This is a genomic window from Pseudomonas sp. GW456-L12 (assembly GCF_059424045.1).
In genome coordinates, this window is the sequence record NZ_JBWKZA010000005.1 from 103635 (window position 1) to 121977 (window position 18343).

Annotated in this window: 15 protein-coding genes; 5 read left to right on the forward strand and 10 right to left on the reverse strand. The window is 61.1% G+C overall.

Annotation, left to right across the window (positions count from 1 at the left end):
• Positions 1 to 37: 37 nt before the first annotated feature.
• Both AC07Y9_RS08385 and tag read right to left on the reverse strand, forming a co-directional pair.
• A complete protein-coding gene (locus AC07Y9_RS08385) occupies positions 38 to 925 on the reverse strand; it encodes a lysophospholipid acyltransferase (protein WP_007921020.1) in 888 nt (295 codons plus the stop codon).
• A 44-nt stretch (positions 926 to 969) separates the two neighbouring features.
• On the reverse strand, positions 970 to 1533 hold the full coding sequence (gene tag / locus AC07Y9_RS08390) for a DNA-3-methyladenine glycosylase I (protein WP_007921021.1): 564 nt from the start codon (positions 1531 to 1533) through the stop codon (positions 970 to 972).
• A gap of 81 nt (positions 1534 to 1614) precedes the next feature.
• On the opposite strand from tag, the gene glyQ reads away from it, so the two are divergent.
• The 4 genes from glyQ to AC07Y9_RS08410 all read left to right on the forward strand — a co-directional run bounded on the left by glyQ (position 1615) and on the right by AC07Y9_RS08410 (position 6014).
• A complete protein-coding gene (glyQ, locus tag AC07Y9_RS08395; protein ID WP_003177094.1) occupies positions 1615 to 2568 on the forward strand; it encodes a glycine--tRNA ligase subunit alpha in 954 nt (317 codons plus the stop codon).
• The gene (gene glyS, locus AC07Y9_RS08400) at positions 2565 to 4619 is read left to right on the forward strand and encodes a glycine--tRNA ligase subunit beta (RefSeq protein WP_007921024.1); all 2055 of its coding nucleotides are present in this window, start codon (positions 2565 to 2567) and stop codon (positions 4617 to 4619) included. The genes glyQ and glyS overlap by 4 nt, the downstream gene beginning before the upstream one ends.
• Positions 4620 to 4626: 7 nt before the next feature.
• Positions 4627 to 5160: a D-glycero-beta-D-manno-heptose 1,7-bisphosphate 7-phosphatase gene (gmhB, locus tag AC07Y9_RS08405; RefSeq protein ID WP_009041473.1), complete on the forward strand. Its 534-nt coding sequence runs from the start codon at positions 4627 to 4629 to the stop codon at positions 5158 to 5160.
• Between the two features lie 83 nt (positions 5161 to 5243).
• Positions 5244 to 6014, forward strand: coding sequence for a lysophospholipid acyltransferase family protein (locus tag AC07Y9_RS08410; protein ID WP_053263217.1), 771 nt, complete (start codon positions 5244 to 5246; stop codon positions 6012 to 6014).
• A gap of 170 nt (positions 6015 to 6184) precedes the next feature.
• On the opposite strand, the gene AC07Y9_RS08415 is transcribed toward AC07Y9_RS08410, so the two are convergent.
• From AC07Y9_RS08415 to AC07Y9_RS08430, 4 genes are all read right to left on the reverse strand, one after another.
• Positions 6185 to 8500 (reverse strand): CHASE2 domain-containing protein, encoded by a 2316-nt coding sequence (locus tag AC07Y9_RS08415; protein WP_102678785.1) that lies wholly within the window; start codon positions 8498 to 8500, stop codon positions 6185 to 6187.
• A gap of 12 nt (positions 8501 to 8512) precedes the next feature.
• Positions 8513 to 9499 carry a FecR family protein gene (locus tag AC07Y9_RS08420; RefSeq protein ID WP_053263216.1) on the reverse strand — a complete coding sequence of 329 codons (987 nt, stop codon included), beginning with the start codon at positions 9497 to 9499 and terminating at the stop codon, positions 8513 to 8515.
• Positions 9500 to 9678: 179 nt separating this feature from the next.
• Complete coding sequence (gene aqpZ / locus AC07Y9_RS08425; protein ID WP_007921032.1) at positions 9679 to 10368, reverse strand: aquaporin Z; 690 nt, start codon at positions 10366 to 10368, stop codon at positions 9679 to 9681.
• A 304-nt stretch (positions 10369 to 10672) separates the two neighbouring features.
• On the reverse strand, positions 10673 to 10957 hold the full coding sequence (locus AC07Y9_RS08430) for a hypothetical protein (RefSeq protein WP_087087294.1): 285 nt from the start codon (positions 10955 to 10957) through the stop codon (positions 10673 to 10675).
• A gap of 231 nt (positions 10958 to 11188) precedes the next feature.
• On the opposite strand from AC07Y9_RS08430, the gene AC07Y9_RS08435 reads away from it, so the two are divergent.
• Positions 11189 to 11905 (forward strand): response regulator transcription factor, encoded by a 717-nt coding sequence (locus AC07Y9_RS08435; protein WP_009041468.1) that lies wholly within the window; start codon positions 11189 to 11191, stop codon positions 11903 to 11905.
• 77 nt (positions 11906 to 11982) lie between these two features.
• Here the strand turns inward: AC07Y9_RS08435 and gyrB are convergent, their stop codons facing one another.
• The 4 genes from gyrB to dnaA are packed head-to-tail and all read right to left on the reverse strand — an operon-like array spanning position 11983 to position 18191.
• Positions 11983 to 14400, reverse strand: a complete 2418-nt coding sequence (gene gyrB / locus AC07Y9_RS08440) for a DNA topoisomerase (ATP-hydrolyzing) subunit B (protein ID WP_007924471.1) — start codon at positions 14398 to 14400, stop codon at positions 11983 to 11985.
• A 4-nt stretch (positions 14401 to 14404) separates the two neighbouring features.
• Positions 14405 to 15508: a DNA replication/repair protein RecF gene (gene recF, locus AC07Y9_RS08445; RefSeq protein WP_007924472.1), complete on the reverse strand. Its 1104-nt coding sequence runs from the start codon at positions 15506 to 15508 to the stop codon at positions 14405 to 14407.
• Between the two features lie 20 nt (positions 15509 to 15528).
• Complete coding sequence (dnaN, locus tag AC07Y9_RS08450; protein ID WP_007924473.1) at positions 15529 to 16632, reverse strand: DNA polymerase III subunit beta; 1104 nt, start codon at positions 16630 to 16632, stop codon at positions 15529 to 15531.
• Between the two features lie 38 nt (positions 16633 to 16670).
• Complete coding sequence (dnaA, locus tag AC07Y9_RS08455) at positions 16671 to 18191, reverse strand: chromosomal replication initiator protein DnaA (RefSeq protein WP_102678747.1); 1521 nt, start codon at positions 18189 to 18191, stop codon at positions 16671 to 16673.
• Positions 18192 to 18343 lie beyond the last annotated feature (152 nt).

Sequence of the window (18343 nt, forward strand, 5' to 3'; positions counted from 1 at the left end):
CTTGGGCGAAAGGTTATCCACAGATCGTGCCAGGCGGTCAGTACCAGCGTTCTTCGCCGGGCGGACGTTTCTTGAAACGCTTCATGCTCCACATGTACTGGCTCGGATAAGCCCGCACATAGCGCTCGACCACCTGGCTCATCGCCGCGCAGGAGGTTTCGGTGTCGGTGCTGTACATCGCGTCCGGCGCGGCTTCGAGGATCACCTTGTAGCCCGAACCGTCGGGCAGGCGCAGCGCATGCAGGAATACCCCGACCGCCTTGCCGCCGGCGAGCATGTTCGGCACGAACTTGCTGGTCAGCGCCCTGGTGGCGAAGAAGGGCACGAAGATCCCGGCGGATTCGGCCGGTTCCGGGTCGGCAGGAATGCCCACCGCACCACCTTTGCGCACTTCCTTGATAACGCTGAGGATGCCTTCCTTGGTCGAAGCCGCCACCCGGTTGCCCAGCTGGACCCGCTGCTTGCGCAGCAGTTCGTCCACCGCCTTGAGCTTCGGCGGGCGGTAGAAAATGATCGGTTTGCACTGGCTGCAATAGAAGTGGTTGAGCACTTCCCAGTTGCCCAGGTGGCTGGTGATGCCGACCACGCCCTTGCCCGACGCCAGCGCTTCTTGTAGCACCTCGAGGCCCTCGACTTCACGCACCAGGGCGATCGAGCGCTCAGCCGGCCAGATCCAGGCGCAGGCGCTTTCAGTCAGGGACTTGCCGATGTCTTTCAGGCTCTGCCCCACTAAACGCTCGCGTTCGGCGGCGTCCATCTGCGGAAAGCACTTGGCCAGGTTGATCCGTACCACATCGCGGGAACGGTTGGGGGTCTTCCACATGATCCAGCCGATGGCCGAACCGACCGCCTGCACCGCGCGCCAGGGCAGCAGGGCAAACAATCGCAGAGCGCCTACCAGCAGGGCGCCTTTAAACTTATCCACAGGTGACTCCTGATATCCGGGTCATGAACCTTGTCGCAAGCGGGCTATTCTAACCGGCCGTTTGTCAGGATGGCGTAGCGATCGCAGTCGCGGGTGTGGTCCATGACCATGCCCGAAGCCTGCATCAGCGCATAACAGATGGTCGGCCCGACAAAGGTGAAGCCGGCCTTTTTCAAGCCGCGGCTCATCGCTTCGGCCTCTGGGGTAACCGCCGGGACTTCACTGCGATCCTTGAAATGATTGATTTTCGACACCCCGCCGACGAACGACCAGAGGAATTCCACCGGGTCTTCCAGCGCCATCCAGGCCTGGGCGTTGCGCCGGGCGGCAGAGAGTTTCAGGCGGTTGCGGATGATCCCGGGATCGAGCATCAACTCATCGATTTGTGCATCGCTCATCTGCGCCACGCGCTGCACATCGAAGCCGAACAGCACCTGGCGATAACGCTCGCGCTTCTTCAAGACGGTGATCCAGGACAGGCCGGCCTGGAACCCTTCGAGCAATAACAACTCGAACAAACGCTGCGCGTCGCGTAGCGGCACGCCCCACTCCTGATCGTGGTACGCCATGTACAGGGGATCTTCGTTGCACCAAAAGCAGCGTGGCATAAGGCTCCAGTGGGCGTGCGCACAACTGAATCGGGTATACTCCCGCTCTTTAAATCGCAGCCCAAGTAACAGGTGAATTTCGTGAGCCAGCCTACGCCAGCCGTGCGTACCTTCCAAGACTTGATCCTCGCCCTCCAGCAATACTGGGCCGAGCAAGGTTGTGTGGTACTTCAGCCCTACGATATGGAAGTAGGCGCCGGCACTTTCCATACCGCCACGTTCCTGCGCGCCATCGGCCCGGAAACCTGGAACGCCGCTTATGTGCAGCCCAGTCGTCGCCCGACTGACGGCCGCTACGGCGAAAACCCGAACCGTCTGCAGCACTACTACCAGTTCCAGGTGGTCTTGAAGCCGAACCCGGAAAACTTCCAGGAGCTGTACCTGGGCTCGCTCAAGCACGTTGGCCTCGACCCGCTGGTGCACGACATTCGCTTCGTCGAAGACAACTGGGAATCGCCGACCCTCGGCGCCTGGGGCCTGGGCTGGGAAGTCTGGCTCAACGGCATGGAAGTGACTCAGTTCACCTACTTCCAGCAAGCCGGTGGCATCGAGTGCTACCCGGTGACCGGCGAGATCACCTACGGCCTGGAACGCCTGGCCATGTACCTGCAGGGCGTGGATTCGGTCTACGACCTGGTCTGGGCCGACGGTCCGTTCGGCAAGGTGACCTACGGCGACGTGTTCCACCAGAACGAAGTGGAGCAGTCGACCTACAACTTCGAACACGCCAACGTCGAGAAGCTGTTCGAACTGTTCGATTTCTATGAAAGCGAAGCCAAGCGCCTGATCGAGCTGGATCAGCCGCTGCCGTTGCCGAGCTATGAAATGGTCCTCAAGGCCTCGCACACCTTCAACCTGCTGGATGCCCGTCGCGCGATCTCCGTGACCGCACGCCAGCAGTACATCCTGCGTGTGCGCACCCTGGCGCGTTCCGTCGCGCAAGCCTACCTGCTGGCCCGCGCCAAGCTGGGCTTCCCGATGGCGACTCCGGACCTGCGTGATGAAGTGTTGGCTAAGTTGGAGGCGGCACAATGAGTGCGCAAGATTTTCTGGTTGAACTGGGCACTGAAGAACTGCCACCCAAAGCCCTGAACACCCTGGCCGAAGCCTTCCTGGGCGGTATCGAAAAAGGCCTGCAGGCCGCCGGCCTGAACTTCGAAACCAAACATGTCTACGCCGCGCCACGCCGCCTGGCGGTGCTGATCAGCGGCCTGGCCACCCAGCAGCCGGATCGCAGCATCAACCTCGACGGCCCGCCGCGCCAGGCCGCCTTCGACGCCGAAGGCAACCCGACCCAGGCCGCCCTGGGCTTCGCCAAGAAATGTGGCGTGGACCTGAGCGAAATCGACCAGAGCGGGCCGAAGCTGCGCTACAGCCAGAGCATCAAGGGCAAGCCGACCGCCAGCCTGCTGCCGACCATCGTCGAAGACTCGCTGAACGACCTGCCGATTCCGAAACGCATGCGTTGGGCCGCGCGCAAGGAAGAGTTCGTGCGTCCGACCCAATGGCTGGTGATGCTGCTGGGTGACCAGGTCATCGACTGCACCATCCTCGCCCAGAAAGCCGGTCGCGACTCCCGTGGCCACCGCTTCCATCATCCGCAAAGCGTGCGCATCACCTCGCCGGCCAACTACCTGGACGACCTGCGTGCCGCCTATGTGCTGGCCGATGCCAACGAGCGTCGCGAGCTGATCAGCAAGCGCACCGAAGAACTGGCGCGCCTGCAGGAAGGCACCGCCATCGTTCCAGCCGATTTGCTGGACGAAGTGACCGCCCTGGTGGAATGGCCGGTGCCGCTGGTGTGCTCGTTCGAGGAGCGTTTCCTCGAAGTGCCGCAGGAAGCCCTGATCACCACCATGCAGGACAACCAGAAATACTTCTGCCTGCTGGACGTCGACGGCAAGCTGCTGCCGCGTTTCATCACCGTGGCCAACATCGAAAGCAAGGACCCGCGCCAGATCATCGAGGGCAACGAGAAAGTCGTTCGCCCACGCCTGACCGACGCCGAGTTCTTCTTCAAGCAGGACAAGAAACAGAAGCTCGAAGACTTCAACCAGCGCCTGCAGAACGTGGTGTTCCAGGAGAAGCTGGGCAGCGTCTACGACAAGGCCGAGCGCGTCTCGAAACTGGCCGCGTTCATCGCCCCGCGCATCGGCGGCGACGCCCAGCGTGCCGCGCGTGCGGGCCTGCTGTCGAAGTGCGACCTGGCCACCGAAATGGTCGGCGAGTTCCCGGAAATGCAAGGCATCGCCGGTTACTACTACGCCCTCAATGACGGCGAGCCGGAAGACGTCGCCCTGGCGCTGAACGAGCAATACATGCCGCGTGGCGCCGGCGCCGAGCTGCCAAGCACCGTCACCGGTGCCGCCGTGGCCATCGCCGACAAGCTCGACACCCTGGTCGGCATCTTCGGCATCGGCATGCTGCCAACCGGCAGCAAGGACCCGTACGCGCTGCGTCGTGCCGCGCTGGGCGTGCTGCGCATCCTGATCGACAAGAAGCTCGACCTGGACCTGACCGAAGCCGTGGCGTTCGCCGTCAGCGCGTTCGGCAGCAAGGTCAAGAGCGCCGGCCTGGCCGATCAGGTCCTGGAGTTCATCTTCGACCGTCTGCGTGCCCGTTACGAAGACGAAGGCGTGGATGTCGCCACCTACCTGTCGGTCCGTGCCCTGAAGCCGGGTTCGGCCCTGGACTTCGACCAGCGCGTGCAGGCCGTGCAGGCCTTCCGCAAGCTGCCGGAAGCCGCCGCATTGGCCGCGGTGAACAAGCGCGTCTCGAACCTGCTGAGCAAGGTCGAAGGCAGCGTGCCGACCACCGTGGAGGCCAAGTACTTCGACAACGCCAACGAGTTCTCCCTGTACTCGGCGATCCAGCAAGCGGACCAGGCCGTGCAGCCAATGGCCGCGGCGCGTCAGTACAGCGAGACCCTGGCCCGCCTGGCCGCCCTGCGCGAGCCGGTCGACGCCTTCTTCGAGAAGGTGATGGTCAACGCCGAAGACGCCAACGTGCGGGCCAACCGCTACGCGCTGCTGGCACGTCTGCGGGGTCTGTTCCTCGGTGTCGCCGACATCTCGTTGCTGGGGTAAGGCGTACGTGAAACTGCTGATTCTCGATCGGGACGGAGTGATCAATTACGACTCCGACGCTTACATCAAATCGGTGGAGGAGTGGATTCCGCTCCCCGGCTCGGTCGAAGCCATCGCGCAGTTGAGCAAGGCCGGCTGGACGGTAGCAGTCGCTACCAACCAGTCGGGCATCGCTCGCGGTTACTACGATGTCGCCACCCTCGACGCCATGCACGAGCGCCTGCGCGCTCTGGTGGCCGAGCAGGGCGGCGAACTCGGCCTCATCGTGTACTGCCCCCATGGCCCGGACGAAGGTTGCGCCTGCCGCAAACCCAAGCCCGGCATGTTGCAGACCATTGCCCGGCACTACGCAGTGGATCTGGCTGGTCTATGGTTTGTGGGCGACAGTCTCGGTGACCTGGAAGCCGCAAAAGCCGTCGACTCTCAGCCAGTTTTGGTAAAGACCGGGAAAGGCGAAAAGACCCTGGGGAAAACCCTACCGGTAGGCACCTTGATTTTTGACGACCTGGCGGCAGTTGCCGCTGAACTTATCCACAATTAGAGTCCTTCTGAGATCCTGACCAAGGATTGTTCGGGAGTGCGCTTTTTTAGAGGCGGGCAATGCCCGCAACGGTAAACGCCGCTATGTCGATCCTGCAGGCAATCAGAACCTTCTTCTTTTACCTGCTGCTGGGCACCAGTTCGTTGCTGTGGTGCTCCCTGAGCTTTTTTATCGCGCCCTTCCTGCCGTTCAAGGCGCGCTATCGCTTTATCAACGTCTATTGGTGCCGCTGCGCGTTGTGGCTGACCAAGGTGTTTCTCAAGATCAACGTGGAAGTGAAGGGCGCGGAAAACATACCCGAGCGTCCTTGCGTGATTGTCTCGAACCACCAGAGCACCTGGGAGACGTTCTTTCTCTCGGCCTATTTCGAACCGCTGAGCCAAGTGCTCAAGCGTGAACTGCTGTATGTGCCGTTCTTCGGCTGGGCCATGGCCATGCTGCGTCCGATCGCCATCGACCGCGACAATCCCAAGGCCGCGCTCAAGCAGGTCGCCAGCAAGGGCGACGAGCTGCTCAAGGACAATGTCTGGGTGCTGATCTTCCCGGAAGGCACCCGGGTGCCTTACGGCCAGATGGGCAAGTTCTCCCGCAGCGGCAGCGCCCTGGCGGTCAACGCCGACTTGCCGGTGCTGCCGGTAGCGCACAACGCCGGCAAATACTGGCCGAAGACCGGCTGGCTCAGGCACCCCGGCACTATCACCGTGGTGATTGGTGCGCCGATGTACGCCGAAGGCTCCGGTCCACGGGCCATCGCCGAGCTCAACGACCGGGTCGCGGCCTGGAATGAGCAGGCGCAGCGGGACATGGGTTCGCTGCCTCCGGTAGCCGCGGCGCCGGACAAAATGGCCATTTGAGTTTCTGTGGATAACCTGTGTACCGTTTTATTGGAAATCGCTATATCAAATCAATAACTAGATGATTTATATACATATTTCCTAAACCCATAAAATACCGGAAAAGGTGCATAAGTTTTCTGGATACGAAAAAACCGGCCTGGAGCCGGTTTTTTTTCGCCTATCGATATTCAGTCCGTGAGCAGAGGTAATTGCAGGCTGAAGGTCGTCCCCTCGCCGACCACGCTACGGCAGACAATCCGCCCTTCATGCCGGTCGACCACCGCCTTGACCATCGACAACCCCAGCCCCAGGCCTTCGCTGCCTTGGGCCGAGGCGAAGCGCTGATACTGCACGAACAGCTGCGGCAGTTCATCGGCCGCAATGCCTTTGCCCTGGTCGGTGATATCGCAGGTCAGCCAGCCTTCCGTACACGCGACTTGCACCCGGACAGTCGAGCCCGACGGGCTGTACTTGATGGCGTTTTCCAGCAGGTTGAACAAGGCCCGGGTCAGCAGGGACTGATCGGCCAGCACCATGCCTTCGGCATCATCGTCGAGGTCATGCACCAGCTGGATGTTTTTCAGCTGGGCGATGGTCATGGCCTGGTCGAACGCATCCAGCACCAGCATGGCGAACATGCTCGGCTGGAACTGATAGGCCTCGGACTCGGCCTTCGCCAGTTGCACGAAGGCTTCGGTGAGCCCCAGGGCGCGACGCACCTGGAGTTCGATCTGACTGTAGATCCGCGTGTCGCCCGAGCCCTGGTGCCGCTGTACATCGAGCAAGGCCAGGATCGCCGAATGAGGCGCGCGCAGGTCATGGGACAGGAAGCGCAACAGGGTTGCCCGCTGCTGTTCGGCGTCCCGTTCCAGGCTCAGGTCAGTGAGGCTCAGCAGCCAGCCGATCGGCGTATCGCTGTCGATCGGCAGCAGGGGTGCCAGGTCCACGCGCAGGCTGCGCTGCTCGATATCGCGAAATTCCACAGGCTGCAGTTGCGACAGGGCAGGGCGTTGCTCGTCCTGCAAACCGGGATAACCCAGGTCGGCCAACTGCTGGACCAGGTCCTCGCCGATCAGCGCGTTGCCGAACACTTCGCGAGCATTGCGGTTGGCCAGCAGCACGCGACCGTCTGGATCGCTGATCAGGGTGGCCACCGGCAGGTATTCCAGGCCATCGGCAATGAAGCGGCGGGTGTCGCGGGTGCGACTCAAGGCCTGTTCCAACGCCACGATCTGCCCCTGCAGCACATCCCCTGCGGGAGCCTGGGTGCGTCGGCGTTCGGGCAGCACCTTAGGCTCGCTGTCCAGGCGCGCCAGCTCCCAGCCGAAGTAGGCCAAGATCACGCTCAGGCGGCGCCAGTTCCAGATCAGGTACGCCAGTAGCATCCCCAACAGGCTGGCCACCGGCGGCCACCACAGCCCCAGGCGCAGCAGCCCGGCCGAACCGAGCAGGGCAGCCGCCATGCAGGCCAGGGTCAGCCATAACGCATGCCGCGGCCGCACCAGCAGCAATCCCAGCAAGGCCGCCACCAGCAGCACCGACAGCGCCGCGACCGGCCATTGCCCGAGGGCGACAATGGTGCGCTGCTGCAACAAGCCATTGAGCAGGTTGGCCTGGATCTCGATACCTGGGGTGGTGCCGACACTGGCCGACTGCGGGGTGACATAGCGGTCACCCAGGCCGGGCGCGGTGGTGCCGATCAGGATCAGCTTGTCGCGCAACAGCTCCGGCGGGACTTCGCCGCGCAATACGCTGACATAGGGAACACTGGGGAAACCGGCATGGGGACTGATGAAGGGGATGCGTACTGGGTTGCTGCGCAGCCAGCCCTGGGCGATCTGCGCGGTGTCCGAACCGGGCATCGACAGGGCAGTGCCCGGGTATGCTTGTTGATAAAGCAGCCAGGCCAGTTGCGCCTTCGGTGCCTGCGGTGGGCCTTCGCGCAGATAGACGCTGCGAACCGTGCCATCGGCGTCGGCCTCGGCATTGATATGGCCGACCGCCTTGGCGCACTGACTCAACGCCGGCACCGGTTCGATCTCGCCCAGCGGCTGGCCGTAGCGGGCCACGCTCTCGCGCAGCAGGGGCAGGAATACCTTGCCCTCGCGGCAGACCGCCTGGGCCAGTCGTTGATCGTTTTCGGGAACGCTGTCGGGTTCGCTGAAGATCACGTCGAACAACACACCCTGGACCTTGGCCGCCGTCAGCCGATCCAGCAGGTCGGCGTGCAGGGTGCGCGGCCAGGGCCACTGGCCCAGCTGCTGCAGGCTGTAGTCGTCGATGGTGATCAGCAGCAGCCGCGAATCGACCGGCAGCGGGCTGAGCCGCCGCAGGTTGTCATACAGCAGGTTATTCAGCGCCAGCCCGTGGCTCAACGACAGCAGGGCGGTCAAGGGCAGCAGGATCAGGCTGACCCATGCCCATTCCCGCACCAGACCGCCAAACAGTCGCTGGGCTTGCGTCGGCTCCCGGCCCTCGGGTCGGCGCCAGCGCCTCACCGACAAACCGCCGCGCACTTACTGAACACGCGTGGTCCTGGGGTAATAGAAGATGTCATAGACGCCCGTCTCTCCTTCGAGTCCGTGCTCATCGAAAGCAGAAAGGCGGACATGATAAAAAAACGCTTCCAGGCCGCTGAAGTTGACTTCCGGCGTGCTGGAGAACTGTTCCTGCTTGATATTGAGGAAACTTTTGTCAGTCGCCACCTGGGCCCGGTAACGCTTGGCGCCCGGCAAGGGCTTCATGATCAGCTGCCAGACCGGCAGATCGCCCGTCTGGCCCGCCTGGCCCATCAGCTGCGGTGCGGGCAACAGATCGACCGGCTTCAACGGGCCTTCTTTCTGGATGCGCAAACCTTGGCGAGCCATGACCTGGACTTCACCGGGAACCGGTCCGACCGGTTTATCCACAGGGCGTTTCTTGCCCTTGGTCTTTTTCGGCGCTTCGTCGTCTTCGCGGTTGACCGCTACCTGGCCGTTGAGCACTTCCACCAGCGACAGCTGATCGTCGTTACGCACCCGGAAGTGCGTGCCGCGTACGCCCAGCACGCCGATCGGCGTGACGATCTGGAAACGGTCGTAATCGCTCGGGCGCTTGATGACATAGGATTCGATCTGCCCCTGCTCGAGCGCGACCTGGGGGATCGCATGTTCTTCGTTCAGGTGCAGGGTGATCTGGGAACTGGAGGGCAGTACCACCAGCGAACCATCGCCCAGGGACAGGCTGACGAATGCCGAAGGCGAGGTCTTCACCCCTTCGAGTTCATCGACGCTCATGCCTTCTTCCAGGGGCACCTGGTTGCCCTTGGCATCCAGCTTCCAGGCTTCGCCCGTGAGGTGCTCGACCGTCGCCGGCAACGGCTGGCCACGGCATTGCTGGTTTTCATCGATATAGGGAGGGCGCTTGGGTGCTGCAACGGCAGCCTGCACCGTGGAAAAGGCCAGTGCGCTACCGAGAAGAAACGACACGAGCATGGCCCGGTGGCGGATGTGCAAGGAGGTCATGGGTTCATAGGTCCGTAGTCGCGCTCTTCTGAAGTCCGTGCCATTAGAACTGCATTGTTAGCGTTCTGACCATACCTCTCGAACCAAGGCCGGCCAGGGTCATTCCCTTACGGGATGAGCGGCTGCGCTGTTTGGCTCCATGCCGGCCGGATGCGAATCGGCGCATCCGGCCGCACAGGTCAGTCCCGCTCGATGGAGATCAACCGATAGGCCAGGGCTCCCAGCCCTGCGCCCAACAGAGGTGCTACCCAGAACAGCCACAGCTGGGACACTGCCCACTCACCGGCGAAGAAAGCTACCGCGGTGCTGCGGGCCGGGTTGACCGAGGTATTGGTGACCGGAATGCTGATCAGGTGGATCAGGGTCAGCGTCAGGCCAATGGCAATCGGGGCAAAACCGGCTGGAGCACGCTTGGCGGTGGCACCCAGGATGATCAGGAGGAACATCGCCGTGAGCACAACTTCGGTCAACAGCGCAGCAAACATCGAGTAGCCACCAGGCGAGTGCTCACCATAGCCATTGGCCGCGAAGCCCGCCGACGCGTCGAAACCGACCTTGCCGGAAGCGATCAGGAACAGCACGCCACCCGCGGCGAGTCCACCGAGAACCTGGGCGACGATATAAGGCAGCAGCCGGCTACCCGGGAAACGCCCACTCAACCACAGGCCGACCGAGACCGCGGGGTTGAGGTGAGCCCCGGAAATCGGACCCAATGCATAAGCCATGGTCAGGACGCTCAGGCCAAAGGCCAGGGCTACCCCCAGATAACCGATCCCGAACTGCGGAACGCCGGCCGCCAGCACGGCGCTCCCGCACCCGCCCAGGACCAACCAGAACGTACCGAAAAACTCAGCGCCGAATGTCTTCATCAGAGGCCTTCACAGATAAAAAATGAGGAGTTGTTTGTTGGCTGGCGGCGCCGTGGGGCCGCGCGGGAGAGGAGGGATGACACATCCCTGTGTCGAAGCATTACGTCCTGAGGAGGCACTCCCTGTATTCCCCTGTACTGCAAATCGAGGCCAAGCCTCGGTCTGACGCCCGCCAATCCGGCGGTTGACACTCCCTGTGTCGGAGCACTTCCGAATGCCCCTGTGTGCCACTCAGCGACTACGAATTTACCGGCATGGTGTGGAGGCCGGGCCGGTTTGCAATATTTGTTCAGAATTGTCTGATCTAGAACACCCAACGCTGCTGCTCCTGATAGACCATAGGCTGGGTCATCTGTGGCGCGCTGATCGGGGCGAATCCCTGGGAATCGCTGAACCCGATAGTGGTTACGGATGGGCTGAAATAGCGCTGCACCGGCAAGGCATAGTCCGAAGACGGCAGCGTAGGCTGCTCCGCGGTCGAACCCAGGCTCAGGCAAGCCGCGAGCATCAGTGTGATAAATCGAGCCAGGTCCGCTGCCCGCGCAATGCCTGCGTAGAGCAACCGCCCCTTCCCCAGGATGTTCCCCATAGTCCTTTTCCTTGCACGTTCGAGCCGGTATCGTTCTGCAATGAATGCAGGCCGGATGGACAGTGCTCCTGTCGGCTACCGGCTATATGACATCAGCGTACCGAGCAAAGGTATGAACCAGAGCAATTCGCCACAATTGTTCAGATTCGTCTGATCAGCCTAAACTCAGCGCCAGGTAAGGCCTCAAATAAAGCCATCAGCATTCTCTCGCGATAAAAGGAACTGCCCCGCATGCGTGTCGCAATACTGGATGACGAGCCCGCCGAACTGGCGCGGGTGGAACAGACACTGCGACAGATCCCCGGCCCCGGGGAACAGCCATGGACGCTGCACAGCTTCGAGCGTGGCGAGGATCTGCTGCGGCAGCTGCGGCGCGAAACCTTCGACCTGCTGATTCTCGACTGGCAGCTGCCGGACCTCAGCGGACTGTCGTTGCTGCGCTGGACCCGTGAACACATGGAGGCGCCACCGGCGGCCATCATGCTAACCAGCCGCGATGCCGAGAGCGATATCGTCCAGGCCCTGAACACCGGTGCCGACGACTATGTGAGCAAACCTTTCCGCCCCAACGAACTCAAGGCACGGGTAACCGCCGTCCTGCGGCGTCACGGCTTGCAGCGATCGGCAGCCGTCGAGGTGCAAACCTTCAACGACCTGGCCTTCGATGACGCCGAGCTGACCGTGACCCGTGCCGGCAACCCGATCAGCCTCACCGAACGCGAGTACCGCCTGGCCCGCTGCCTGTTCGCCAACCTGGGTCGGCCGTTATCCCGGGAATACCTCTACGAACGTTTCTGGACCCACGAGGAAATCGTCTCCTCCCGTCCCCTGGACACTCACATCTACCGCTTGCGCAACAAGCTGGGGTTAACCGCGGATCGTGGCTGGCAGTTGCTGACCATCTATGGCTATGGCTATCGCCTGGAAAGTGTTTCAGCGGCCGAGTAGGGCACTCCTTTTAACCAGGCAATAAAAAAGGCCAACGCTGAGCGTTGGCCTTTTTCATTTCGGCGATGCAACCCGGATCAGAAGTCCAGGTTGGATACCGCCAGGGCGTTGCTTTCGATGAAGTCACGACGAGGCTCGACCGCATCACCCATCAGGGTGTTGAAGATCTGGTCGGCGCCGATGGCGTCTTCGATGGTGACCTTGAGCATGCGGCGCACGCTTGGGTCCATGGTGGTTTCCCACAGCTGATCCGGGTTCATCTCACCCAGACCTTTGTATCGCTGGATGGTATGGCGCTTGGTGCTTTCGGTCATCAGCCAGTCCAGGGCTTCCTTGAACTCGGTCACCGCCTTCTTACGCTCGCCGCGCTGAATATAAGCGCCTTCGTCCAGCAGGGAGCTCAGCTGAGCGCCGAGGGTGACGACGGTCTTGTAGTCATTGCTGCCGAAGAAATCGCGGTTGAAGGTGACGTAGTTCGACAGGCCGTGGGAGATCAGTTCGACCTCTGGCAGCCAGACATTACGTTCACGGTCTTCACGCAGGCTGGCCTTGTAGACCAGGCCGGACTTCTCGACGGTGCGCAGGCGGACTTCATACTGGGCCAGCCAATCCTGCATCGCCGCGTGATCGGAGAGTTGCTCCAGGCTCACGGCCGGCAGGTAGATGAAGTGCTCGGTCAGCTCTTGAGGGTACAGGCGCGACAGACGCTTGAGGGTCTTCATGACCATGCGGAAGTCGTTCACCAGGCGCTCCAGCGCCTCGCCGGAAATACCCGGTGCTTCTTCGTTCAGGTGCAGGCTCGCATCTTCCAGGGCCGACTGCGTCATGTACTCTTCCATGGCGTCGTCGTCTTTGATGTATTGCTCTTGCTTGCCTTTCTTGACCTTGTACAGCGGCGGTTGAGCGATGTAGATGTAGCCACGCTCGATCAGCTCCGGCAACTGACGGAAGAAGAAGGTCAGCAGCAGGGTACGGATGTGCGAACCGTCGACGTCGGCGTCGGTCATGATGATGATGTTGTGATAACGCAGCTTGTCGATGTTGTACTCTTCGCGGCCGATGCCGCAACCGAGTGCAGTGATCAAGGTGCCGACCTCTTGCGAGGAAATCATCTTGTCGAAGCGCGCTTTCTCGACGTTGAGGATCTTGCCCTTGAGCGGCAGGATCGCCTGGGTCTTACGGTTGCGTCCCTGCTTGGCGGAGCCGCCAGCAGAGTCACCTTCCACCAGGTAGAGTTCGGAAAGGGCAGGGTCTTTTTCCTGGCAGTCCGCCAGTTTGCCCGGCAGGCCGGCGATATCCAGCGCGCCTTTACGACGGGTCATCTCACGGGCTTTACGCGCCGCTTCACGGGCACGGGCGGCGTCGAGCATCTTGCCGACCACCAGCTTGGCTTCGTTCGGGTTTTCCAGCAGGAAGTCGGAGAAGTACTTGCCCATTTCCTGTTCGACCGCGGTCTTCACTTCGGAGGACACCAGCTTGTCTTTGGTCTGGGAGCTGAACTTCGGATCCGGCACCTTGACCGAAATGATCGCGGTCAGGCCTTCGCGGGCATCGTCACCGGTGGTGGCGACCTTGTGCTTCTTCGCCAGGCCTTCCTGCTCGATGTAGTTGTTCAAGTTACGCGTCAGCGCCGAACGGAAGCCCACCAAGTGGGTGCCGCCGTCGCGCTGCGGAATGTTGTTGGTGAAGCACTGCAGGTTCTCGTTGAAGCTGTCGTTCCACTGCAGGGCGATTTCCACGCCGATGCCGTCTTCACGCTGCACATTGAAGTGGAACACCTGGTTGACCGCAGTCTTGTTGGTGTTCAGGTATTCAACGAACGCACGCAAGCCGCCTTCGTACTTGAACAGTTCTTCCTTGCCGCTGCGCTCGTCCTTCAGAACGATACCGACACCGGAGTTGAGGAAGGACAGTTCACGAATCCGCTTGGCCAGGATGTCCCAGCTGAAGTGGATGTTCTTGAAGGTCTCGCTGGAAGCCTTGAAGTGAATCTGGGTACCGGTGGTTTCGCTGTCACCGACGATAGCCATAGGCGCCTGAGGCACACCGTGAACGTAGGTCTGTTCCCAGATCTTGCCACTGCGGCGAACGGTCAGGACCAGTTCTTCGGACAGGGCGTTCACTACCGACACACCCACACCGTGCAGACCGCCGGATACTTTGTAGGAGTTATCGTCGAACTTACCGCCGGCGTGCAGTACGGTCATGATGACCTCGGCTGCGGAAACGCCTTCTTCTTTATGCACGTCTACCGGGATGCCGCGACCGTTGTCGCGCACGGTAATGGATTCGTCCGGGTGGATGATGATGCTGATGTCGTCGCAATGGCCGGCCAGAGCTTCGTCGATCGAGTTATCGACCACCTCGAACACCATATGGTGCAGACCGCTGCCATCGTCGGTGTCACCAATGTACATACCGGGACGTTTGCGTACGGCATCCAAACCTTTCAGCACTTTAATGCTGCTCGAGTCGTACGTGTTTTCTTCGCTCATGCCTTCACTCCCGATGGTCGTGGGTCTGGGTGATACGGCCCTGTTCCACGTGGAACAGGGCAACTGGCGTTTCCGTCTGCCAGCCTTCCCTCAATAATTCGTGGTCTACACAGGTGATGAACACCTGGCAGCGTAAGTCTTCCAACAAGCGACAAAGTGCGCGGCGATGCTGCTCGTCCAGTTCGGACGGCAAGTCATCCACCAGATAAATACATTGACCGCGCCGGGCCTGGCTAACCAGGTGCCCCTGGGCGATCCGCAAGGCACAGACCACCAACTTCTGCTGACCGCGGGACAAGATGTCCGCAGCGTTGTGTGCGCCCAATCTGAGACGCAAATCAGCACGTTGGGGGCCGGCCTGGGTATGACCCATTTGCTGATCACGATGGAGGGATGTCGCGAGCACTGCACTGAGCTCTCGCTCTTTATCCCAACCACGGTAATAGCTAAGCGTTAAGCCCTCGAGCTCTACCAGCTCGCTCAAGGTCCGCTCAAAGACTGGTTTCAAGGCTTTGATATAAGCGCGGCGGTATTCATCAATTTCAGCGCTGGCCTGACACAGTTCCCTGTCCCAGGCTGCTTGCGAAGCGGCGTCAAGTGTACCATGCCGCAGCCATGAGTTCCGCTGCCGCAGGGCCTTCTGCAAGCGCTGCCAGGTTGACATAAAGCGGGGTTCCACGTGGAACACGCCCCAATCAAGGAACTGGCGCCTGATTTTCGGAGCACCTTCCAGCAGGCGGAAACTGTCCGGGTTGATCAACTGCAGGGGCAGGATCTCCGCCAGCTGTGCCGCGCTGCGGGCGTTCTGCCCGTCGATACGGATCTGGAATTCGCCCTGCCGGTCGCGAGATATCCCCAGGCTGCTATGCCCGCCTTCTGCCAGCTCGACCTGGCCGAACACCGTACAAGCGAGTTGCTCGTACTGGATCACCGGCAATAAACGGGCACTGCGAAACGAGCGAGCAAGCCCCAGCAAGTGGATGGCTTCCAGCACGCTGGTTTTGCCACTGCCGTTGGCGCCGTAGAGGAGGTTGATGCGGGGAGAGGGGGAGAAGGTCACCGGGTGCAGATTGCGCACCGCGGTGACCGAGACGCGACTGAGGGACATCTAGCTTCTGCTGAGCATGATTACAGGCGCATCGGCATGACAACGTAGGCCGAGTCGTCGTTGTCGGATTCCTGCACCAGCGCACTGCTGTTGGAATCGGACAGGATCAGGCGTACCTGTTCGGTGGTCATCACGCCCAACACGTCGAGCAGGTAGCTCACGTTGAAGCCGATCTCCAGCGAGCCGCCGTTGTATTCCACGCCTACTTCTTCTTCCGCCTCTTCCTGCTCCGGGTTGTTCGCCTGGATTTTCAGCTGACCGTTGGCCAGTTGCAGACGGATACCGCGGTACTTCTCGTTGGACAGAATCGCGGTACGGCTGAAGGCCTCACGCAGCGCCTGACGGTCGCCCAGTACCAGCTTGTCACCGCCCTTAGGCAGCACACGCTCATAGTCCGGGAACTTGCCGTCGACCAGCTTGGAGGTGAAGGTGAACTCGCCGGTAGTAGCACGAATGTGGTGCTGACCCAGCACGATGCTGACAATGCCATCCGGCTCGGTGAGCAGGCGGGCCAGTTCCAGGATACCTTTGCGCGGCACGATCACCTGGTGGCGATCCGGCTGACCGATATCGGCCTGCATCGAGCACATGGCCAGGCGGTGACCGTCGGTGGCCACGGCGCGGATGATGCCGGCGGAGACCTCCAGCAACATACCGTTGAGGTAATAACGCACGTCCTGTTGGGCCATGGCGAAGCTGGTGCGCTCGATCAGGCGACGCAGCTTGCTCTGCTCCAGCTGGCAGGTCAGCGAGCCCGGGCCTTCTTCCACGGTCGGGAAGTCGTTGGCCGGCAAGGTGGACAGGGTAAAGCGGCTACGGCCAGCCTTGACCACCAGCTTCTGCTCGTCGACCTTGATGTCGATCAGCGCATCGTTCGGCAGGCTCTTGCAGATGTCCATCAGCTTACGCGCCGGGACAGTGATTTCGCCTGGCTCGGCCGGCTCTTCCAACTGCACGCGACCGACCAGCTCGACTTCCAGGTCGGTACCGGTCAGCGACAGTTGCTGGCCTTCGACAACCAACAGCACGTTGGAAAGTACCGGCAAGGTCTGACGACGTTCGACGACGCCGGCGACCAGTTGCAGGGGTTTCAACAGGGCTTCGCGTTGAATGGTGAAATGCATGGTCTAGTCCCTTGCCTTAATAAGCTGCGCTGGAGTCATCAAGTGGTCAGAGTACGCAGCAGGTTCTTGTAGTCCTCGCGGATGTCCGCGTCGGATTCCTTAAGTTCATTGATCTTGCGGCATGCGTGCAAGACCGTGGTGTGATCGCGGCCGCCGAACACATCGCCGATTTCCGGCAGGCTGTGGTTGGTCAGTTCCTTGGACAAGGCCATGGCTACCTGGCGCGGGCGCGCGACAGAACGCGAGCGACGCTTGGACAGCAGATCGGAGATCTTGATCTTGTAGTACTCGGCGACAGTGCGCTGAATGTTATCCACAGAGACCAGCTTGTCCTGCAGGGCCAGCAAGTCTTTCAGCGATTCGCGAATCAACTCGATGGTGATATCGCGCCCCATGAAGTGCGAGTGGGCGATGACACGCTTGAGCGCACCCTCCAGCTCACGCACGTTGGAGCGAATCCGCTGGGCAATGAAGAACGCCGCATCGTGAGGCAGTTCGACTTTGGCCTGGTCGGCTTTCTTCATCAGGATCGCAACGCGGGTTTCCAGCTCCGGAGGCTCTACCGCCACCGTCAAGCCCCAGCCGAAGCGAGATTTCAGGCGTTCTTCCAGGCCTTCGATCTCCTTCGGATAGCGGTCACTGGTGAGAATCACCTGTTGGCCGCCTTCGAGCAGGGCGTTGAAGGTGTGGAAAAACTCTTCCTGGGAACGCTCCTTACGGGCGAAGAACTGGATATCGTCGATCAGCAACGCATCCACCGAACGGTAGAAACGCTTGAATTCGTTGATCGCGTTGAGTTGCAACGCCTTGACCATGTCCGCCACGAAGCGCTCGGAATGCAGGTACACGACCTTGGCATTCGGGTTCTTCTTTAATAGGTGGTTACCCACAGCATGCATCAAGTGGGTCTTACCCAAACCTACGCCCCCATAAAGGAAGAGCGGGTTGTAACCATGCTTGGGGTTGTCGGCTACCTGCCAGGCCGCGGCGCGGGCCAGCTGGTTGGACTTGCCTTCCACGAAGTTTTCGAAGGTGAAGGTGCGGTTCAGGTAACTGGTGTGCTTGAGCGCACCTTCCACCTGAACGGTGCGCTGTTCGGCGCGTACTGGAGCCTGCTGCGAGCTGGCCCCCGCCATCGGGTCGAAGCTGTCACGAGAGGGTTCTTCGCTGACTTCGGCGGCTTTCTGGGTCGCCGGTTTGGTCGGTGCGGCCGGAGCCGGCGCAGCGACTGGGGTGGCAGCTGCTGCCTGCTGAACCTGAGAGGCAACCGCGGCGGCCAGCGGAGCATTGGGTGCCGCACGAGGAGCGGAACTGCGTTTGCTGCCTATTAATAAGGAAAGCGCCGGCGCCATGCCATTGCCATGCTCATCCAGCAGCTCGAGCACGCGGCCCAGGTACTTTTCGTTGACCCAATCGAGAACAAAACGATTCGGTGCGTATACACGCAACTCGTCGCCTTCGGCTTCGACCTGTAGCGGACGGATCCAAGTGTTGAATTGCTGGGCAGGCAGCTCATCACGCAGAAGCTCCACGCACTGCTGCCAAAGTTCCACTGACACGGATATCCCCTAAGTTGAAAGCCGGTGAGGCAAAAACAAGCCGCCATTGTAGCGACCAGACGCACACTTATCCACATGTAGGTTGATCACAGGGCACTATGAATCAACGCTTTATCCCGAAAAAACACGACCAATGGTATGTGCATAAGCTC

Coding starts and splice junctions, on each gene's coding strand:
- dnaN (WP_007924473.1), bottom strand. CDS start 16,632: ATGCATTTCACCATTCAACGCGAAGCCCTGTTGAAACCCCTGCAACTG.
- recF (WP_007924472.1), bottom strand. CDS start 15,508: ATGTCCCTCAGTCGCGTCTCGGTCACCGCGGTGCGCAATCTGCACCCG.
- glyS (WP_007921024.1), top strand. CDS start 2,565: ATGAGTGCGCAAGATTTTCTGGTTGAACTGGGCACTGAAGAACTGCCA.
- AC07Y9_RS08410 (WP_053263217.1), top strand. CDS start 5,244: ATGTCGATCCTGCAGGCAATCAGAACCTTCTTCTTTTACCTGCTGCTG.
- tag (WP_007921021.1), bottom strand. CDS start 1,533: ATGCCACGCTGCTTTTGGTGCAACGAAGATCCCCTGTACATGGCGTAC.
- AC07Y9_RS08420 (WP_053263216.1), bottom strand. CDS start 9,499: ATGACCTCCTTGCACATCCGCCACCGGGCCATGCTCGTGTCGTTTCTT.
- AC07Y9_RS08430 (WP_087087294.1), bottom strand. CDS start 10,957: ATGGGGAACATCCTGGGGAAGGGGCGGTTGCTCTACGCAGGCATTGCG.
- aqpZ (WP_007921032.1), bottom strand. CDS start 10,368: ATGAAGACATTCGGCGCTGAGTTTTTCGGTACGTTCTGGTTGGTCCTG.
- AC07Y9_RS08435 (WP_009041468.1), top strand. CDS start 11,189: ATGCGTGTCGCAATACTGGATGACGAGCCCGCCGAACTGGCGCGGGTG.
- gyrB (WP_007924471.1), bottom strand. CDS start 14,400: ATGAGCGAAGAAAACACGTACGACTCGAGCAGCATTAAAGTGCTGAAA.